14 protein-coding genes are annotated in these 17,508 nt (G+C 71.9%); 9 read left to right on the top strand and 5 right to left on the bottom strand.

Going from position 1 to position 17,508, the window contains the following annotated elements; all coding sequences use genetic code 11:
• The first annotated feature begins 23 nt into the window (after window positions 1-23).
• From BAY60_RS18480 to BAY60_RS18465, 4 genes are all read left to right on the top strand, one after another.
• Window positions 24-1,517 carry a DUF7782 domain-containing protein gene (locus BAY60_RS18480; RefSeq protein ID WP_170160446.1) on the top strand — a complete coding sequence of 498 codons (1,494 nt, stop codon included), beginning with the start codon at window positions 24-26 and terminating at the stop codon, window positions 1,515-1,517.
• Window positions 1,514-1,939 (top strand): D-aminoacyl-tRNA deacylase, encoded by a 426-nt coding sequence (dtd, locus tag BAY60_RS18475; protein ID WP_112282139.1) that lies wholly within the window; start codon window positions 1,514-1,516, stop codon window positions 1,937-1,939. Before BAY60_RS18480 ends, dtd begins: the two co-directional genes overlap by 4 nt.
• A 259-nt stretch (window positions 1,940-2,198) precedes the next feature.
• Window positions 2,199-3,236 (top strand): sigma-70 family RNA polymerase sigma factor, encoded by a 1,038-nt coding sequence (locus BAY60_RS18470; protein WP_112282138.1) that lies wholly within the window; start codon window positions 2,199-2,201, stop codon window positions 3,234-3,236.
• Window positions 3,237-3,628: 392 nt separating this feature from the next.
• Window positions 3,629-5,293, top strand: a complete 1,665-nt coding sequence (locus BAY60_RS18465) for a fumarate hydratase (protein ID WP_112282137.1) — start codon at window positions 3,629-3,631, stop codon at window positions 5,291-5,293.
• A 15-nt stretch (window positions 5,294-5,308) separates the two neighbouring features.
• Here the strand turns inward: BAY60_RS18465 and BAY60_RS18460 are convergent, their stop codons facing one another.
• Window positions 5,309-6,172, bottom strand: coding sequence for a MurR/RpiR family transcriptional regulator (locus BAY60_RS18460; RefSeq protein ID WP_112282136.1), 864 nt, complete (start codon window positions 6,170-6,172; stop codon window positions 5,309-5,311).
• Between the two features lie 111 nt (window positions 6,173-6,283).
• On the opposite strand from BAY60_RS18460, the gene BAY60_RS18455 reads away from it, so the two are divergent.
• From BAY60_RS18455 to BAY60_RS18445, 3 genes are all read left to right on the top strand, one after another.
• Window positions 6,284-7,690: a sodium:solute symporter family protein gene (locus BAY60_RS18455; RefSeq protein WP_112282135.1), complete on the top strand. Its 1,407-nt coding sequence runs from the start codon at window positions 6,284-6,286 to the stop codon at window positions 7,688-7,690.
• Window positions 7,687-8,910 (top strand): metal-dependent hydrolase family protein, encoded by a 1,224-nt coding sequence (locus BAY60_RS18450; protein WP_112282134.1) that lies wholly within the window; start codon window positions 7,687-7,689, stop codon window positions 8,908-8,910. Before BAY60_RS18455 ends, BAY60_RS18450 begins: the two co-directional genes overlap by 4 nt.
• 225 nt (window positions 8,911-9,135) lie before the next feature.
• On the top strand, window positions 9,136-10,371 hold the full coding sequence (locus tag BAY60_RS18445; RefSeq protein WP_245992601.1) for a glycoside hydrolase family 16 protein: 1,236 nt from the start codon (window positions 9,136-9,138) through the stop codon (window positions 10,369-10,371).
• Window positions 10,372-10,386: 15 nt separating this feature from the next.
• Here the strand turns inward: BAY60_RS18445 and BAY60_RS18440 are convergent, their stop codons facing one another.
• Entirely contained in the window at window positions 10,387-10,899 is a 513-nt protein-coding gene (locus BAY60_RS18440; protein ID WP_112282472.1) for a hypothetical protein, read from the bottom strand.
• A gap of 40 nt (window positions 10,900-10,939) precedes the next feature.
• Between BAY60_RS18440 and BAY60_RS18435 the strand changes: the two genes are divergently transcribed.
• Window positions 10,940-12,172 carry an APC family permease gene (locus BAY60_RS18435; RefSeq protein ID WP_112282132.1) on the top strand — a complete coding sequence of 411 codons (1,233 nt, stop codon included), beginning with the start codon at window positions 10,940-10,942 and terminating at the stop codon, window positions 12,170-12,172.
• Here the strand turns inward: BAY60_RS18435 and BAY60_RS18430 are convergent.
• Both BAY60_RS18430 and BAY60_RS18425 read right to left on the bottom strand, forming a co-directional pair.
• The gene (locus tag BAY60_RS18430) at window positions 12,159-13,271 is read right to left on the bottom strand and encodes an NAD(P)H-dependent flavin oxidoreductase (protein ID WP_112282131.1); all 1,113 of its coding nucleotides are present in this window, start codon (window positions 13,269-13,271) and stop codon (window positions 12,159-12,161) included. The genes BAY60_RS18435 and BAY60_RS18430 overlap by 14 nt on opposite strands.
• Window positions 13,272-13,287: 16 nt before the next feature.
• The gene (locus BAY60_RS18425) at window positions 13,288-14,904 is read right to left on the bottom strand and encodes an acyl-CoA synthetase (protein ID WP_112282130.1); all 1,617 of its coding nucleotides are present in this window, start codon (window positions 14,902-14,904) and stop codon (window positions 13,288-13,290) included.
• Window positions 14,905-14,987: 83 nt separating this feature from the next.
• Here BAY60_RS18425 and BAY60_RS18420 point away from each other — a divergent pair, with 83 nt between their 5' ends.
• Window positions 14,988-15,773: a crotonase/enoyl-CoA hydratase family protein gene (locus BAY60_RS18420; RefSeq protein ID WP_112282129.1), complete on the top strand. Its 786-nt coding sequence runs from the start codon at window positions 14,988-14,990 to the stop codon at window positions 15,771-15,773.
• Window positions 15,774-15,840: 67 nt separating this feature from the next.
• Here the strand turns inward: BAY60_RS18420 and BAY60_RS18415 are convergent, their stop codons facing one another.
• Window positions 15,841-17,415 (bottom strand): acyl-CoA synthetase, encoded by a 1,575-nt coding sequence (locus BAY60_RS18415; RefSeq protein ID WP_112282128.1) that lies wholly within the window; start codon window positions 17,413-17,415, stop codon window positions 15,841-15,843.
• Between the last annotated feature and the right edge of the window lie 93 nt (window positions 17,416-17,508).

Below are 17,508 nucleotides of genomic sequence, written 5' to 3'. Positions count from 1 at the left end.
GCCGCGTGGGATCATGACGCACTGTGAACGGTGCACCTCCCCCGCTGTCCGCCGACGTCTGCGCCCGGCTGCGCGCGGCGTTCGGCCAGGCCCGCTACGACGCCGACGGCGTGCTCGACGCGCTCGGGGGCGCCGCGCACGCCGCGCTCGGCCGCGGCGAGCCGGTGCCCGCCCACCGGGCCAGTCTCGACGCGGGCGAGCTGGGCGTGTTCATCCGGCTGTTCCTGCTCGGCGAGGCGGAGCCCGCCGAGCGGGTGCGCGCCGCACTGGGACCGCTCCCGGTGGAGGACGCCGTGGCCGCCGGGGTGCTGCGTGCCGAAGGGCAGCGGCTGCGGGCCGGGCTCGACATCCGCCCGCACGGCGACGAGACGGGCTCCTGGTGGGTGGTGTCGGACCTGGACTCCGACCAGCTGGGCAGGCCGGTTCCCGGGGACCATGTGCTGGGCGTGGGGCACGCCTCGCTCAGCCTGATCCGGGCCACGAGCAGGCGGCCGGTGGGCTCGCTGCTCGACGTCGGCACGGGCAACGGCGTGCAGGCCCTGCATGCGAGCAGGCACGCCGAGCGGATCACCGCCACCGACGTCTCGCCCCGCGCGCTGGCACTGGCCGAGGCGACGTTCCGGCTGAACGAGGTCGACGTGGAGCTGCTGCGCGGCGACTGGTTCGCGCCGGTGGCCCGCAGGCGCTTCGACCAGATCGTGTGCAACCCGCCGTTCGTGGTGGGGCCGCCGCGGGTGGACTACGTGTACCGCGACTCGGGCCTGGCCGGGGACGACGCGAGCGCGCTCGTCGTGCGGCAGCTGCCCGGGTTCCTGAACCACGGCGGCGTCGGGCACGTGCTCGCATCGTGGCTGCACACGAAGAACGACGACTGGTCCGACCGGGTGAGGCGCTGGCTGCCGCCCGGCACCGACGCCTGGTTCGTGCAGCGTGATGTCGCCGAACCGGCACTCTACGTGGGCACCTGGCTGCGCGACGCCGGCATCGACCCGCGTTCCGCCGAGGGCAGGGCCAAGGCCGCCGCGTGGCTGGACTGGTTCGCCGCGCACGAGGTCGAGGGCGTCGGCTTCGGGTTCGTCACGCTGCGCCGTACCGACGGCACGCCGGCGATCGTCTGCGAGGACCTGCGGCAGGCCTACGACGACCCGCTCGGCGCCGAGGCCGCGGCCTGGCTCGACCGCGTGGACTGGCTGCGCGAGCACGGCCGCGACCTGCTCGGCACGGTGTTCCGGGTGCCGGACAGCGTGGTGCTCGAGCGCATCGACGAGCCGGGTGACGACGGATGGTCCACCGTGGTGCGCAGGCTGCACCGCACCGACGGGCCCGGCTGGCAGCACGAGCTGGACGAGCTGGCCGAGGCACTGCTCGCCGGCTGCCGGGGGGCCCTGCCCCTGTCCGACCTGCTGGAACTGCTGGCGCTGGCGCACGGCCAGGACACGGACGCGCTGGCCGAGGCGGCCCTGCCGGTGGTCACGGAGCTGGTCCGGCACGGGATGCTCGAGGCGGTGGGCCGGTGAGGGCGGTCGCCGCGCGGGTGAGCCAGGCCAGCGTCACCGTCGACGGCGAGGTGGTCGGCGCCATCGAGGAACCGGGTCTGCTGGTGCTGCTCGGAGTTCACACGGACGACACACCGGACACGGCCGCCACGATGGCCCGCAAACTGCACGAGCTGCGCATTCTCCGCGACGAGGAGTCATGCGCGAGCGCGCATGCGCCGTTGCTCGTCGTCAGCCAGTTCACGCTCTACGGCGACACGCGCAAGGGCCGTCGTCCATCGTGGACGGCGGCGGCGCGACCGGAGGCCGCGGAGCGGCTCGTGAACGCCGTCGTGGAGGCGCTGCGCGCCCGGGGTGCCACGGTCAGCACCGGGCGGTTCGGGGCGATGATGGCCGTGCACAGCGTCAACGACGGACCGTTCACGGTTCTCGTCGAGGTTTAGACCAGGCAACCGGAAATCCCTCTCTTCACACGCGGCACACCGTTCTCAGGACAACCTCGGGTTTGCTCGAGACAGGGAGCTCGGGTGAGTCGCTCAACACACGCGACGAGCCGGGAACGATTTCGCGCATCCCGACGTTGATCGGGGTGTCCAGCCAGCTAGCTGGTGTCGCGCGGAGGGTTCCACAGGCTCGCCACGCGGCGCGCAACGCAGGCGTGAGCACCACACAACACGTCAGCCCGTTGACCGGGGAGGCAGAATGTCCGTCCAGACTCTCGAACGCGAGGCCCGCGGGATCCGCGAGCGTGGCATCCCGATGGCCGCGGCCGACGACGAGATCGTGGTTCCGGCGCCCGCAGGCGAGGAGCCGGATCTCGACGCGCAGGGCCCGTCCGCCGACCTCGTTCGCGTCTACCTCAACGGCATCGGCAAGACCGCCCTGCTGACCGCCGAGCAGGAGGTGGACCTCGCCAAGCGGATCGAGGCCGGGGTCTTCGCGCAGCACATGCTGGAGACCGCCGAGGACCTCTCCGCCGAGCGGCGTGCGGAGCTGTCCGCGCTGGTCCGCGACGGGCACCGGGCCAAGAACCACCTGCTGCAGGCCAACCTGCGTCTCGTGGTGTCGCTGGCCAAGCGTTACACCGGACGGGGGATGCCGCTGCTGGACCTCATCCAGGAAGGCAACCTGGGCCTAATCCGCGCCGTGGAGAAGTTCGACTACTCCAAGGGCTTCAAGTTCTCCACCTACGCCACCTGGTGGATCCGGCAGGCCATCACCCGGGGGATGGCCGACCAGGGCCGCACCATCCGGCTGCCGGTGCACCTGGTGGAGCAGGTCAACAAGCTGGCCAGGATCAAGCGCGACCTGCACCAGCAGCTCGGCCGCGAGGCCACCAACGAGGAGCTGGCCGCCGAGTCCGGCATCGCCGAGGACAAGGTGGCGAGCCTGCTCGACCACGCCCGCGACCCGGTGAGCCTCGACATGCCGGTCGGCACCGAGGAGGACGCCCCCCTGGGCGACTTCATCGAGGACTCCGAGGCCACCGACGCCGAGAGCGCCGTCATCTCCGGGCTGCTGCAGGACGACCTGCGCCGGGTGCTCGGCACGCTCGACGACCGGGAGCAGCACGTCATCCGCCTGCGCTACGGGCTGGACGACGGGCAGCCGCGCACGCTGGACCAGATCGGCAGGCACTTCGGCCTCTCCCGTGAGCGGGTCCGCCAGATCGAGCGCGAGGTCATGGCCAAGCTGCGGCAGGGCGAGCGGGCCGACCGGCTGCGCGCCTACGCCAGCTGAGTCACGCCCGGTAGTCATTCACCTACACTCGGACAGACGCGTTGACTTCTGACGGCGATCAGGAGACGGTCTTAGCCATGTTCACGACCGCGGGCCCCGGCCGGAGGCGTCGCCCGGCGCACCGGCGGCACCGCGGCCGAGGCGCGTGTCCGGGCAACCTCGCCGCCGCCCGGGCGTCCAACTGACGTGAGGCTTGGCGGCAGGTGCCTCGGGCGCCGGTCGCTTTCCCCGGAAGGTCGGGTCCGTCGGGGTGGGCCCGGCCTTCCGCATGTCCGGGCCCGGAAACGCGGGCGTGATCTGCGTCGCCCCCCGGTCAGGCCTCGCTCACCCGTCTCCCGCCGCGCGGTACGGTCGACTCCCCCTTGTGACCACCGTGCAACGGAGCCCGAGCTGTGACCTCAACCACCACATCGTTCCAGCACACCGACGTCCTGCCGCTCGGCGAGGACACCCACACCGAGTACCGGCTCGTCACGCAGGACGGCGTCCGGGTCGCCGAGGCGGGCGGCCGGACGTTTCTGGAGATCGAGCCGCAGGCGCTGACCACGCTGGCCCGCACCGCGATCACCGACATCCAGCACCTGCTGCGCTCGTCGCACCTGGCCCAGCTGCGCGCGATCGTCGACGACCCGGAGGCCAGCGGCAACGACCGGTTCGTCGCGATGGACCTGCTGCGCAACGCGGCCATCTCCGCGGGTGGTGTGCTGCCGATGTGCCAGGACACCGGCACGGCGATCGTGATCGGCAAGCGCAGCGAGGGCGTGCTCACCGGCGGCGCCGACGAGCAGGCGCTCTCGCGCGGCATCTTCGAGGCCTACCAGACGCTCAACCTGCGCTACTCGCAGATGGCACCGGTCACCTTCTGGGACGAGCGCAACACCGGCACCAACCTGCCCGCCCAGATCGAGCTCTACCACAAGGACGGCGCGAAGGACCCGGCCTACGAGTTCCTGTTCCTGGCCAAGGGCGGCGGCAGCGCCAACAAGACCTTCCTGTACCAGGAGACCAAGGCGGTCCTCAACCCGAAGCGGCTCGCGAGGTTCCTGGACGAGAAGCTGCGCAGCCTCGGCACCGCGGCCTGCCCGCCCTACCACCTGGCGATCGTGGTCGGCGGCATGTCCGCCGAGTACAACCTCAAGGTCGCCAAGCTCGCCTCCGCCCGCTACCTCGACGACCTGCCGCGTGAGGGCTCGCCGCTCGGGCACGGCTTCCGCGACACCGGCCTCGAGCAGCAGGTGCTGGAGATGACCAGGCAGTTCGGCATCGGCGCGCAGTTCGGCGGCAAGTACTTCTGCCACGACGTGCGCGTGATCCGGCTGCCGCGGCACGGCGCGTCGTGCCCCGTCGGCATCGCCGTGTCGTGCTCGGCCGACCGGCAGGCCAAGGCCAAGATCACCGCCGAGGGCGTGTTCATCGAGCAGCTGGAGCGCGACCCCGCCCGGTTCCTGCCCGAGGTCACCGAGGACGACCTCTCCGAGGAGGTCGTGTCCGTCGACCTGAACCGGCCGATGGCCGAGATCCGCGAGCAGCTCTCGCGGCTGCCGGTGAAGACGCGGCTGAGCCTCACCGGGCCACTGGTGGTGGCCCGCGACATCGCCCACGCCAAGATCGCCGAACGGCTCGACGCGGGCGAGCCGATGCCCCAGTACCTGCGGGACCATCCGGTGTACTACGCGGGTCCCGCCAAGACCCCGGACGGCTACGCCTCCGGCTCGTTCGGGCCGACCACCGCGGGCCGGATGGACTCCTACGTCGAGCAGTTCCAGGCCGCGGGCGGCTCGCTGGTGATGCTCGCCAAGGGCAACCGCTCGAAGAAGGTCACGGCCTCGTGCGAGCAGCACGGCGGCTTCTACCTCGGCTCCATCGGCGGCCCGGCCGCCCGGCTGGCCCAGGACTGCATCAAGAAGGTGGAGGTCCTGGAGTATCCCGAGCTGGGCATGGAGGCGGTCTGGAAGATCGAGGTGGAGGACTTCCCCGCGTTCATCGTCATCGACGACAAGGGCAACGACTTCTTCGCCGAGACCTCCGAGCCGGTGCTGCAGATCTCGTTCCGCTGACCCGGACGGGCCTGGTCAGCGCGACTCTCCGAACAGGCCCATCCGGCTCCACGTCGTTTCCGTGCGTTCCATCGCCCGGCGCGTGGCGTCGCCGCCCAGCTGGGCGAGTTCGGCGAGGATGCCGTGCACCACGGCCATCGCCGCGGTCACCGAGGGGAAGGAGCTGACGCCTTCGCTCGGCACCACCACGACGTGGTCGGCGACCGCCACCAGGGGCGAGGTCCGCAGGTCGGTGACCACACAGGTGGTCGTGCCCGCCTCGTGGGCGATGCGCACGGCCTCCAGCACCTGCGTCGGCAACCACCAGAGGTTCACCGCGACGAGGCAGTCGTCCTCGCCGAGCCGCGCGACCGTGTTGGCCAGATGCGTCCCGAAATGGCGCTCCATCAGCACATCCCTGCCCATCGACGTGCTGCCGTGGGCGAGTTGCACACCGGGCGCGGCGAAGGTGCCCGATCCGAGGACCACCGTGCGCCGGGCCCGGTCGATCGCGCGGGCCACGGCCCGGATCGCGCCGGTGTCCACCGTGTGCGCCAGCGTCTCCAGGTTCTCCAGGTCCCGCCGGATCGCCGCGAGCGGGAGGTCGCCGGCCTCCTCGGCGAGCAGTTGCCTGGCCGAGAGCGAGGTGAGGTACCGGTTGCGCAGTTCCAGGCGCAGGTGCGGCCAGCCCTCGAAACCCAGGGCCCGTGCGGTGCGCACCACCGTCGCCACGTTGACCGACGCGCGCTCGGCGAGTTCGGCGGTGGAGGCGTAGGAGGCCAGGCGAGGCTGCGTGGCCAGGATGTCGACCACGCGGCTGGCCGCGGGCCCGAGCGTGGCGTCGGCCGCGCGCGCCGACACCCACTCCTGCACGGTGGCGTCCGCACCGTCCGTCGCCATGCCCCTCACACTCCGCTCTCCCCGTACGGCGCCTGCCAGCCTAGCCGCGCAACAGCCATTGCATTGCTCGGATCATGCTGTAAGTATTGCGAGCCGACGAGGAGGCGGCGCATGCAGACGGTCCATGTCGTGATCCTGATCGGCTACCTGGTGCTGATGCTCGGCATCGGCGCGTACTTCTCCCGCCGGAGCAGACTGCGCACCGGCGACGACTTCCTGTTCGCCGGCCGCAGGCTGCCCCGCGTCGTGCTGATCGGCACCCTGCTGGCCACCTGGGTCGGCTCCGGAACGATCGTCGGCGGGGCCAACTTCGCCTACACCTACGGCCCGCTGGCGTCGCTGTTCTTCTTCGCCGGAACGCCGGTGGGCATCGTGGTGCTCTACTTCGCCGCCGCGAAGCTGCGGGCGCTGTCGCGCTACACCATCCCGGACCTGCTGGAGGTCCGCTTCGGCCTCGGCGTGCGCATGGTGGGCGCGGTGGTGATCCTGCTGGCCTACATCGGGATCACCGCGTACCAGTTCCTCGGCGGCGGCTACATCGTCAGCCTGGTGACGCCGCTGTCCACCGGCCAGGCCACCGCGCTGGTCGCGCTCGTGGTGACCTTCCTCGCCGTCTCCGGCGGCATGTTCAGCGTGGCGTGGACCGACTTCGTGTCGGCGCTGGTGATCGTGGTCGCCCTGCTGGCCAGCGTGCCCCTCGTCATCGGGGCGATCGGCTCCCCCGGCGACTACCTGGCCCAGCTGCCCGAGCGGGCACGCACGCTCTCCGGCGGGCTCAGCGGCACGCAGCTGCTCGGCTACTTCCTCCCGCTGTTGCTGCTGATCCTCGCCGATCAGAACCTCTACCAGCGGCTCACCGCGGCCAAGGACGAGGGCAGTGCCCGCTCGTCCACGGCGGGTTTCCTCGCGGGCAGCTTCGTCATCATGATCCCCATCGCGATCCTGGCCTCGGCCGCGGCGATCCTGCTTCCGCGGCTGGAGGACCCGGACGCGGCGGTGCTGTCGCTGGCCTCCGAGGGCCTGCTGCCCGCCGCGATCGGCGGCCTGCTGCTGGCCGGGGCACTGGCGTTCATCGTCACCACGGCGACCTCGTTCATGCTCTCGGTCGGCGGCAACATGCTCTACGACTTCTACGTCCGGCACCGCCGGACCGAGGTGCCCGGTCCGGCGCGGCTGCGACTGCACCGCCTCGCCGTCCTGGTGGTGGCCGCGCTCGCGTACGTGCTCGGCCAGTTCTTCCCCAGCGTGTTGGAGCTGCAGATCTACTCGTACACCATCTACGGCGTCGCGATCACGCCCGCCGTGCTGGCCGTGCTGTTCTGGCGGCGGGTCACCACGGCGGGCGCGCTCGCCAGCATGGTGCTCGGCACCGCCACCCTGGTGGTCTGGGAGTTCGTGCTCGGCCAGCCCCGCGAGTGGAACGCCGTCATCGTGGCGCTGCCCGTGTCGCTGCTCGCGCTCGTCGCGGGCAGCCTGCTCACCACCCCCCGCCCGGCTCGAGAGGAGAACCCGGCGTGACGACCCTGCTGGACAACGCGACGGTGCTGGACGTCGCACGGGGCGAGCTGCTGCCCGACCGGCGCGTGCTGGTGCGCGACGGACGGATCGCCGAGGTCGGGGGCCGGGACGTGGCCGCCTCCGGTGCCCGCGTGATCGACGTCCGCGGCAGGACCGTGCTGCCCGGGTTCGTGGACGCGCACGTGCATGTCACCGCCGTCACCGCCGATCTGGCCGGGCAGGCGGAATGGTCGCCCACCTACGTGGCCGCGCGCGCCGGGGTGATCCTGCGCGAGATGTTGCAGCGGGGCTTCACGACGGTGCGCGACGTCGGCGGCGCCGACTACGGACTGGCCGACGCGGTGGACGAGGGCATCCTGCCCGGCCCCCGCATCCGCTTCGGCGGCAAGGCGCTGTCGCAGACGGGCGGGCACGCCGATCTGCGGCACCGCGGCCGGACCGTGCTGGACGACCATCGCTGCTGCCCCGGTCTCGGGCTGGTCTGCGACGGCGTGGACGAGGTGCGCCGGGCGGCCCGCGAGCAGCTGCGGACGGGCGCCCACCACGTGAAAATCATGCTGTCGGGCGGGGTGGCCTCGCCGACCGACCGGGTGGACGCGACGCAGTTCTCCGACGACGAGATCGCGGCGGTGGTCGCCGAGGCGGAGGCCGCCAACCGCTACGTCACCGGTCACGCGTACACCGCCAGGGCGATCAACCGTGGCCTGCGGGCCGGGGTGCGTTGCATCGAGCACGGCAACCTGCTGGACGACACCAGCATCGCGCTGTTCCGCGAGCGCGGCGCGTTCCTGGTTCCGACGCTGGTGACCTATGAGAAGCTGGCGGCCGAAGGTGCCGAGCACGGCCTGCCCGCCGAGTCGCAGCGCAAGGTCGGCGACGTCCTGGAGCACGGCCTGCGCGCGCTGGAGTCCGCGCACCGCGCCGGCGTGGACATCGTGTTCGGCACCGACCTGCTCGGTGGCATGCACCGGCACCAGCTCGACGAGTTCCGCATCCGCGCGCAGGTCCAGCCTCCGCTCGACGTGGTGCGCTCGGCCACGGTCACCGCCGCCCGGCTGCTCGGGCTGGAGGGCCGCATCGGCGTGGTGGCGCCCGGAGCCGAGGCCGACCTGCTGGTCGTGGACGGCGACCCGCTCGCCGACATCGGCGTGCTCGCCTCCGCCCCGGCGCTGGTGATGAAGGGCGGCATCGTGCACCGCGACGAGCTGCCGCACACCTGAGAATCGCCGGCCGCCGAGCCGAAGGGCCCCGTGGGTACATACCCGGTACCCACGGGGCCCTTGGGCCCGCGCACGGTGTCGTCACCCGGGTGCCTCTTGCGATTGTGGTCTAGACCATGGCAGCTTGGTTGTCGCACCGACAAACCGAGCGAGCGGTGGTGACGACCCGTGACGACAACGACGACGACACCAAGACGATCCCGGAGCCGGTGGGCAGCAGCCTCCGTGGCCACCGTGGCCCTCGCCGCGCTCGGCGCCACCGTGGCGGCGACCGTTCCCGCTTCGGGCGCCCCGGCGCCGGAACGGCCCGTCGCGGCGGAGGCCGCCGCGGCCGTGACGACCTTCGCCGACGAGTTCGACAAGCCGGCGGGCACGCCGCCGGATCCGGCCAAGTGGGTGCTCGAGACCGGCAACAACAACGGCAACAACCGCGAGCGGCAGTACTACACCACCTCCACCAGCAACGCCGCCCACGACGGCCAGGGCCACCTGGTGATCACGGCACGCAAGGAGAACCCAGGCGACTACCAGTGCTGGTACGGCCGCTGCGAGTACACCTCCGCGCGGCTGAACACCTCGGGCAGGTTCGCGCAGGCCTACGGTCACGTCGAGGCACGCATCAAGGTGCCGCGAGGCCAGGGCATGTGGCCCGCGTTCTGGATGCTGGGCGACAACTTCGGTGAGGTCGGCTGGCCGGACAGCGGCGAGATCGACATCATGGAGAACGTCGGCTACGAACCGTCCACAGTGCACGGAACGATCCACGGCCCCGGCTACTCGGGCGCCGGCGGCATCGGCGCCGCCTACTCGATCGGCGGCGCGTTCGCCGACGACTTCCACACCTTCGCCATCGACTGGTCCCCCGGCCGCATCAGCTGGTCGGTGGACGGCAACGTCTACCAGACCAGGACACCGGCCGACCTCGGCGGCCGCCAGTGGGTGTTCGACCACCCGTTCTTCCTGATCCTCAACCTCGCCGTCGGCGGGGAGTGGCCGGGCGACCCGGACGCCGGCACTCCGTTCCCGAACCAGCTGGTGGTCGACTATGTCCGGGTGACGACCAGCGACACCGCATCCCGCACGGGCCAGATCACCGGCCTGGCGGGCAAATGCGTCGACGTCGCGGGCGGCGAGAGCGCCAACGGCACGCCCGTGCAGCTCCACGACTGCAACGGCACGGCGGCCCAGCAGTGGACCATCGGCTCGGACGGCACCATCCAGGCGCTCGGCAAGTGCCTGGACGTCACCGGCGGGTCCACCGCCGACGGCGCGCAGGTCCAGCTCTACGAATGCAACGGAACCGGCGCACAGGACTGGGCGGTGAGCCCCGCAGGCGACATCGTCAACGTCGCGGCGGACAAGTGCCTCGACGTCGCGGGCAACGATCCGGCCAACGGGACCCGGTTGCAGATCTGGACGTGCACGGGTGCCGCGAACCAGAAGTGGAGCGTGCCCGGCTGACCCGGCTGCCGGGGCTCAGGCGGTGCGCCGCACGTAGTCGAGCACGACGGTCCGGTCGCCGAGTGGCTGGTCCAGCCGCACGGTGATCGGCGGATAGCGCATGTCCATCGTGCACATGACGTTCTTGTCCGCCAGCTTGGTCTCGACCATCGTGACGGCGACCCGCTGGCGCGCCTGGTCGCCGACCTCGGCGCTCGCCTGGCTGCAGCCGCCCTCCTGGCCGATGATCGTCAGCGCCCTGCCGTCCGCGGACACCGACACGTCCACCGGGTAGCCCCGGGGCAGCGCCGAGCCGTCGACGCGCTCCGGTGGCACCGCCCTGCCGTCCGCACCCGGCTCGGAGGGCGGCTGTTCGGACGGCGGCTGGGCGGGCTTGCGGCCCGGCACCTTCGTCAGCTCGCCGGACGGGGCCTCGACCGAGTTTCCTGCCTCTCGGGCGGGCAGCGATCCGGAGCCGGGTTGCTGGCCGCAGGCGGTCGCGAGCAGCAGCACCGCGCCGGCGGCGGTGATCGTCTCTTTCCACCTCATGGTCAACAGGACGTAACCAGCCCGGCGGTAGGTTGCACCCATGGCGGCGGAATCGGATCGGCTGGCGCGCAGGCTCGGCACCGGTGACGCCGTGGTCATCGGCCTCGGCGCGATGATCGGCGCGGGGGTGTTCGTCGCCTTCGCCCCCGCCGCGCGGGCAGCGGGCGCGGGCCTGCTGCTGGGACTGGTGATCGCGGCCGTGGTGGCGTACTGCAACGCGACCTCCTCGGCACGGCTCGCCGCCCGGTACCCGTCCTCCGGCGGCACCTACGTCTACGGCCGGGAGCGGCTGGGCCCGTTCTGGGGCCACCTCGCCGGCTGGGGCTTCGTGGTCGGCAAGACGGCCAGCTGCGCGGCCATGGCGCTGACCGTCGTCGCCTACACCGCGCCGGGCCTCGGCCAGCCGTGGCGCGGCCTGCTCGCCGTGGCGGTGGTGGCGGCGCTGACGGCGGTGAACTACCGCGGCGTGCACCGCTCCGCGCTGGCGACCAGGCTGATCGTCGCGGTGAGCCTGCTCGTGCTGGCCTGCGCCGTGGTGGCGATCCTGGTGGCGGGCACCCCCGGCGGCGAAGGGCTCACGCCCTTCCCGGGCGCAGGCCCCGCCGGCGTGCTGGAGGCGGCCGGGCTGCTGTTCTTCGCCTTCGCGGGATACGCGCGCATCGCCACGCTCGGCGAGGAGGTGCGCGACCCGGCACGCACGATCCCCCGCGCCATCCCGGTGGCGCTCGGCATCGTGCTGGTCGTGTACGCGGCCGTGGCGGTGACCGTGCTGGCCCAGCTCGGGCCCGCCGCGCTGGGCGCGTCGGCCGACCCGGTGGCGCAGGCGGTCGCGGCGACGTCCTGGGCACCGCTCGCGCCGGTGGTGCGCGCCGGGGCGGCGGTCGCGGCACTGGGCGCGCTGCTGGCACTGGTGCTGGGCGTGTCCAGGACGGTGCTGGCGATGTCGCGGGACGGCCACCTGCCGCGCGGGCTTGCCGCCGTGCACCCGCGATTCGGGGTGCCGCACCGGGCCGAGGTGGCGGTGGGTGTCGTGGTGGCCGCGGTCGCCTCGGTCGCCGATCTGCGCTCGGCGATCGGCTTCTCGTCGTTCGCGGTGCTGACCTACTACGCCGTCGCCAACGCCAGCGCGCTGACGCTGGGCCGACGCGCGGTGCCCGTGGTCGGCCTGGCGGGCTGCGTGGTGCTGGCGTTCAGCCTGCCCTGGACGTCGGTGGCGGCGGGCGCCGCCGCGCTCGCCGCCGGCGCCCTCGCCTACGTCGTCAGGCGCGCCTGATCCCGGCGACGCGGTCGACGGCGGCCTCGAACCCGCCGACCAGGTCGGCGACGACATCGGCCACGGCGCGCACCTCGTTGAGCCTGCCGACGATCTGGCCCACCGGCATCGACACCACCGAGGGGTCCGCGGCGGCGTGGATGCGGTTGTGCGCGTGCGAGACCAGCAGGTTCTGCAGCGGCATCGGCAGCGGCTCCGGCGCGTCCGGCGCCGCCCACGCCTCCGTCCAGCGGGTCCTGAGCAGGCGGGCGGGCTTGCCGGTGTAGATGCGGGTGCGCACCGTGTCCGACGAGCTGGCCGCGACCAGCGCCTGCTGCATCGGCTCCGAGTCGGGCATCGTCTCCAGGTACTCGCGCGTGGCCAGCCAGATCGAGCCGGTCCACACCCCGGCGGCGCCCAGTGCCAGCGCAGCCGCGGCCTGCCGTCCGGAGCCGATGCCCCCCGCCGCCAGGACGGGTGCCCGCTCGCCCACGGCGTCGACGATCTCCGGCAGCAGCACCATCGAGGCGATCTCGCCGGTGTGCCCGCCCGCCTCGTAGCCCTGTGCCACGACGAAGTCCACGCCGTTGTCGACGTGGCGCACCGCGTGCTCGGCCTTGCCCGCCAGTGCGGCCACCGGCACCCCGCGCTCGTGGGCCTGCGCGATGACGTCCACCGGTGGCGAGCCCAGAGCGTTGGCGATGAGGGCGATCGGGTGCCGGAGGGCCACCTCGACGTGGGAGCGCGCCACCGAGTGCAGCCAGCCGAGCACACCGGCGCGCTCGTCGGTGCCGTCGGGCAGCTCGGGTACGCCCAGCTGGGCGAGGGTGCGCTCGACGAAGGCCTTGTGCCCGTCGGGGATCAGCTCGGCCAGGTCGACGGAGCTGCCCTCGGTGGGGATCTTCGACGGCATCACCACGTCGACCCCGTAGGGCCTGCCGTCGGTGTTGGCGTCCATCCAGCCGAGCACCTTGTCGAGCTCGTCGGCGTCGTTGAACCGGACGCAGCCGAGCACGCCGAGCCCGCCTGCCCTGCTGATGGCGGCGGCGACGTGTTCCGACGGCGTGAACCCGATGATCGGCACGTCGATGCCGAGTGTGTCGCACAGCGGGGTGCGCATGTCGCTGGGCCTCTCCTTACTGAGTCTGACTCACGGTGGGCGGGTGCGCGGCGGCGTGCCGCTGGGCCCACGGGTAGTCGGGCTTGCCGCTGGGCAGGCGGCCGATCTCGTCGACGAGCCAGATGCTGCGCGGCACCTTGTACCCGGCGACCTGCGTACGCACGTGGGCCTCGACGGCGGCAAGGTCCGGCCGCCTGCCGGGCCTTGCCTGCACGATGGCGCCCACGCGCTGCCCGAGCCGTTCGTCGGGCACGCCGAGCACGAGCGCGTCGAAGACGTCGGGGTGCGACTTGAGCGCGCCCTCGACCTCCTCGGGAAACACCTTCTCGCCGCCGGTGTTGACGCACTGCGAGCCGCGGCCGAGGAGGGTGACCGTGCCGTCCTCCTCGTAGCGGGCCCAGTCGCCGGGCACCACGTAGCGGGCGCCGCCGGCCTCGACGAAGATCGTCTCGCTCTTGGCGGGGTCCTTGTAGTAGCCGAGCGGCACGTGCCCTCGCCTGCCGATCCGGCCGACCGCGCCCGGCTTGCGCTCCACGATGCGGTTGTCGTCGTCGAGCAGGACGGCGTCCTTGCCGAAGTTCACCCTCGGGCCCGCCGAGTGGTCGGCGTCCTTGGCCATCATGCCGATGCCGGTGAAGCCGCTCTCGGAGGAGCCGATGGCGTCGGTGAGCACGATGTTGGGAAACGTCGCCAGGTACTCCTGCTTGACCGAATGCGAGAACAGCGCGGCGTGGCTGGAGATGGCGACGATGGACGAGGCGTCGTAGCCGCCCTCGTGGTAGGCGTCCAGCAACGGGCGGGCCATGGCGTCGCCGACGATGGTGAGCACCTGCACCTTGTGCTGCTGGACCTGCCGCCAGATCTCGTGCGCGTCGAACTGCGGCACGAACACCACCGTGCCTCCGGCGAACAGGGCACCGAACGCGGCCCACTGGGCGGCGCCGTGGATGAGCGGCGCGGCGGGCAGCCGCACCAGCGCGCCCTGCTTGCCCTGCTCGGCGAGGGTCCACTCGTCCGGCACGTACTCGCCGGTGACGAAGTCGATGCCGCCGCCGAGGGCGCGCCAGACGTCCTCGTGCCGCCACATGACGCCCTTGGGGTAACCGGTGGTGCCGCCGGTGTAGAGGATGTAGAGGTCGTCGGGGCTGCGCTCGGCGAAGTCGCGATCGCGCGAGCTCTGCGCCACGGCCTGCTCGTAGTCGATACCGCCGTAGGCGGAGTAGTCCGCGTCGCTGCCGTCCTCGACGACTAAAACGTGTTTCAACTTCGGCGCCTCGGGGAGCACGGCCGCCACCCGGTCCGAGTACTGCCGCTCGTGCACCAGCGCGACGAGGTCGGCGTTGTCGAACAGGTAGGTCAGCTCCCCGTGGACGTACCGGTAGTTGACGTTGATCGCGATGGCGCGGAGTTTGTACGCCGCGAACATCGTTTCGATCATCTCGATGGAGTTTCGCGAGTACACACCGATGTGGTCGCCCGTGCCCACACCTTGCGCCGCGAGGTGGTGGGCGAGCGCGTTGGCGCGCTCGTCCAGCTGGGCATAGGTGACGCTCCGGCCGCCGCAGATGACCGCGGTGCGATCCGGCACGGCGTCGACGGCGTGCTCGAGCAGATCCGCGATGTTGAGTGCCACTCACACAAACTAGAACATGTTATCGTTCTGGGCAATGGCCTTGTCGGCCGTTCGGCGATTCCCCGATCGAGAGGTCGCGAGAAGTGGAACCACACGCGCTGGTGGAACAACGCGGGCACACGCTCGTGGTGACGATGAACCGCCCCGAAGCCCGGAACGCCCTGACGGGCGAGATGCTGGCGATCATGGCGCAGGCGTGGGACCGGGTCGATGCCGATCCGGACATTCGCAGCTGCGTGCTGACCGGCGCGGGCGGCGCGTTCTGCGCGGGCGCCGACCTCAAGTCCATGAGCCGGAACAGCCCCGCCGCGTCGTTCGAGAAGGGCACCTGGGACCCGAGCAGGATGGACGGCCTGCTCAAGGGCCGCAGGCTCACCAAGCCGCTCATCGCCGCGGTCGAGGGGCCCGCGATCGCGGGCGGCACGGAGATCCTGCAGGGCACCGACATCCGCGTCGCGGGCGAGAGCGCGCGGTTCGGGGTGTCCGAGGCACGGTGGGGGCTGTTCCCCCTCGGCGGCTCCGCCGTGCGGCTGCCGCGGCAGATTCCCTACACGGTGGCGGCGGAGATCCTGCTGACCGGCAAGCACATCACGGCCGCCGAGGCCAAGGAGATCGGGCTCGTCGGCCACGTCGTCGCCGACGGGACCGCGCTCGAGACGGCGCTGGAGATCGCGGAGACCATCGCGGGCAACGGGCCGCTCGCCGTGCAGGCGATCCTGCGCACGATGCGCGACACGGAGGGCATGCACGAGGAGGAGGCGTTCAAGCTGGACGCCCAGTACGGCATGACCGTCTTCGCCAGCGACGACGCCAAGGAGGGCCCGCGCGCCTTCGCCGAGAAGCGCAAGCCCCGTTTCCAGGGCCGCTGACGACAGCACGAGGACGGCCCGGGACCGGCGTCCTCCGCCGGTCCCGGGCCGCTCTCGTGGGGCAGCCTCAGATGGCGCGCTCGCGGCCCTGCCAGTACGGGTCGCGCAGCTTGCGCTTGTAGAGCTTGCCGTTGGGGTCGCGGGGCAGCTCGGCGACGTAGTCGACGCTGCGCGGCAGCTTGAACTTCGCCAGCCTGCCGCGCGCATACTCCAGCAGCTCCTCGGTGAGCTCCGGCGACGGCTGCACACCCTCGGCGGGCTGCACGACGGCCTTGATCTGCTCACCCCAGTCGTCGTGCGGAACGCCGAACACGGCCACGTCGGCGACCTTGGGGTGCAGCACCAGCTCGTTCTCGATCTCGGCGGGATAGATGTTCACCCCACCCGAGATGATCATGTCGTTCTTGCGGTCGTGCAGGTACAGGTAGCCGTCCTCGTCGAGGTAGCCCACGTCTCCGAGGGTGAACAGGTCGCCGACGCGCGCCTGCTCGGTCTTCGCGCGGTCCTTGTGGTACTCGAATGTCGAGGAACCCATGCGCATGTAGACGGTGCCGGGTTCGCCCGGCGGCAGCTCGTTGCCGTCGTCGTCGAGCACCTTCACCACCGAGCCCGGCCACGGCTTGCCCACCGATCCCGGCTTGCGCAGCCACTCCTGCCCGCTGATGGCCGTGCCACCCCCCTCCGTGGCGGCGTAGTACTCGGTCACGACGGGGCCCCACCACTCGAGCATGCGGCGCTTGACCTCCTGCGGGCAGGGCGCCGCACCGTGGATCATGACGCGCAGCGACGACACGTCGTAGCGCGCCCGCACATCCTCCGGCAGCGCCAGCAGCCTGCGGAACTGCGTGGGCACCATGTGGCTGTGCGTCACGCGATGCCGCTCGATGAGCCGCAGCATCTCCTCCGGGTCCCAGCGGTCCATGAGCACCGCCGGGTGGCCGAGCTGGATCGAGATCGCGACGAAGTTGAGCACCGCCGTGTGGTACAGCGGCGAGCCGCACAGATGCACGTGCCCGTCGAACGGCGCGAGGCCGAAGATGCCGAAGAACCAGGTCGACGCCGCGGGAACCTCGTCGGGGTCGGCACCGGTCAGCGGCCGCCGCACGCCCTTGGGCCGCCCCGTGGTGCCCGACGTGTAGAGCATCGGCGAGCCCGCCGTGCGCACGTCCGGGCGGCCGTCCCCCTCCCCCGCGCCCAGTTCCTCCACGCGGCGAAAGCCCGGCACGCTGCCCACGGCGAACCTGGCCTCCGCGGCCACACCTGCCTCGTCCGCCGCCGCGACCGCCACGTCGGCGAACCGCTCGTGTGCCAGGAAGGCCTTGGCGCCCGAGTCGGTGATGATGTAGGCCACCTCGGGCGCCACCAGGTGCCAGTTGACCATGACGACGTACAGGCCGGTCTGGACGGCGGCGAAGTAGGCGGCCAGCAGTTCGACCCCGTTGGGCTGCAGGACCACGACGGCGTCGCCGGTCTGCAGGCCGAGCGCACGCAGCCCGCGGGCGTAGGCGTTGGCCTTCGCGCTGAGCTCGCCGTAGCTGACCTCGGTGCCGTCCGGGTCGACCACCGCCGTGAGCTCGGGCCGCTCGGCGGCGATGTTCCACAGGCCGATGGTGTCGGTCGTCGGCTCGGTAGTAGTGGGCATACGTCAGAATCTAGAACGCGTTTCACTCTTGGGCAAGACAGTGAGCACATCGGCCTGCCACGGCTTGCCCGAGTCACGAGAACGTGTTTCACT

The sequence above is a fragment of the Prauserella muralis genome (genome assembly GCF_003202285.1).
Lineage (GTDB): Bacteria > Actinomycetota > Actinomycetes > Mycobacteriales > Pseudonocardiaceae > Prauserella_B > Prauserella_B muralis.
Note: the sequence above shows the minus strand (reverse complement) of the source record. Positions and strands in the feature narration are given on the sequence as shown.

Bases quoted from the DNA above. Each gene is read 5' to 3' on its own strand.
- BAY60_RS18470 (WP_112282138.1), top strand. From the start codon at position 2,199: ATGTCCGTCCAGACTCTCGAACGCGAGGCCCGCGGGATCCGCGAGCGT.
- BAY60_RS18460 (WP_112282136.1), bottom strand. From the start codon at position 6,172: ATGGCGACGGACGGTGCGGACGCCACCGTGCAGGAGTGGGTGTCGGCG.
- BAY60_RS18455 (WP_112282135.1), top strand. From the start codon at position 6,284: ATGCAGACGGTCCATGTCGTGATCCTGATCGGCTACCTGGTGCTGATG.
- BAY60_RS18440 (WP_112282472.1), bottom strand. From the start codon at position 10,899: ATGAGGTGGAAAGAGACGATCACCGCCGCCGGCGCGGTGCTGCTGCTC.
- BAY60_RS18435 (WP_112282132.1), top strand. From the start codon at position 10,940: ATGGCGGCGGAATCGGATCGGCTGGCGCGCAGGCTCGGCACCGGTGAC.
- BAY60_RS18430 (WP_112282131.1), bottom strand. From the start codon at position 13,271: ATGCGCACCCCGCTGTGCGACACACTCGGCATCGACGTGCCGATCATC.
- BAY60_RS18415 (WP_112282128.1), bottom strand. From the start codon at position 17,415: ATGCCCACTACTACCGAGCCGACGACCGACACCATCGGCCTGTGGAAC.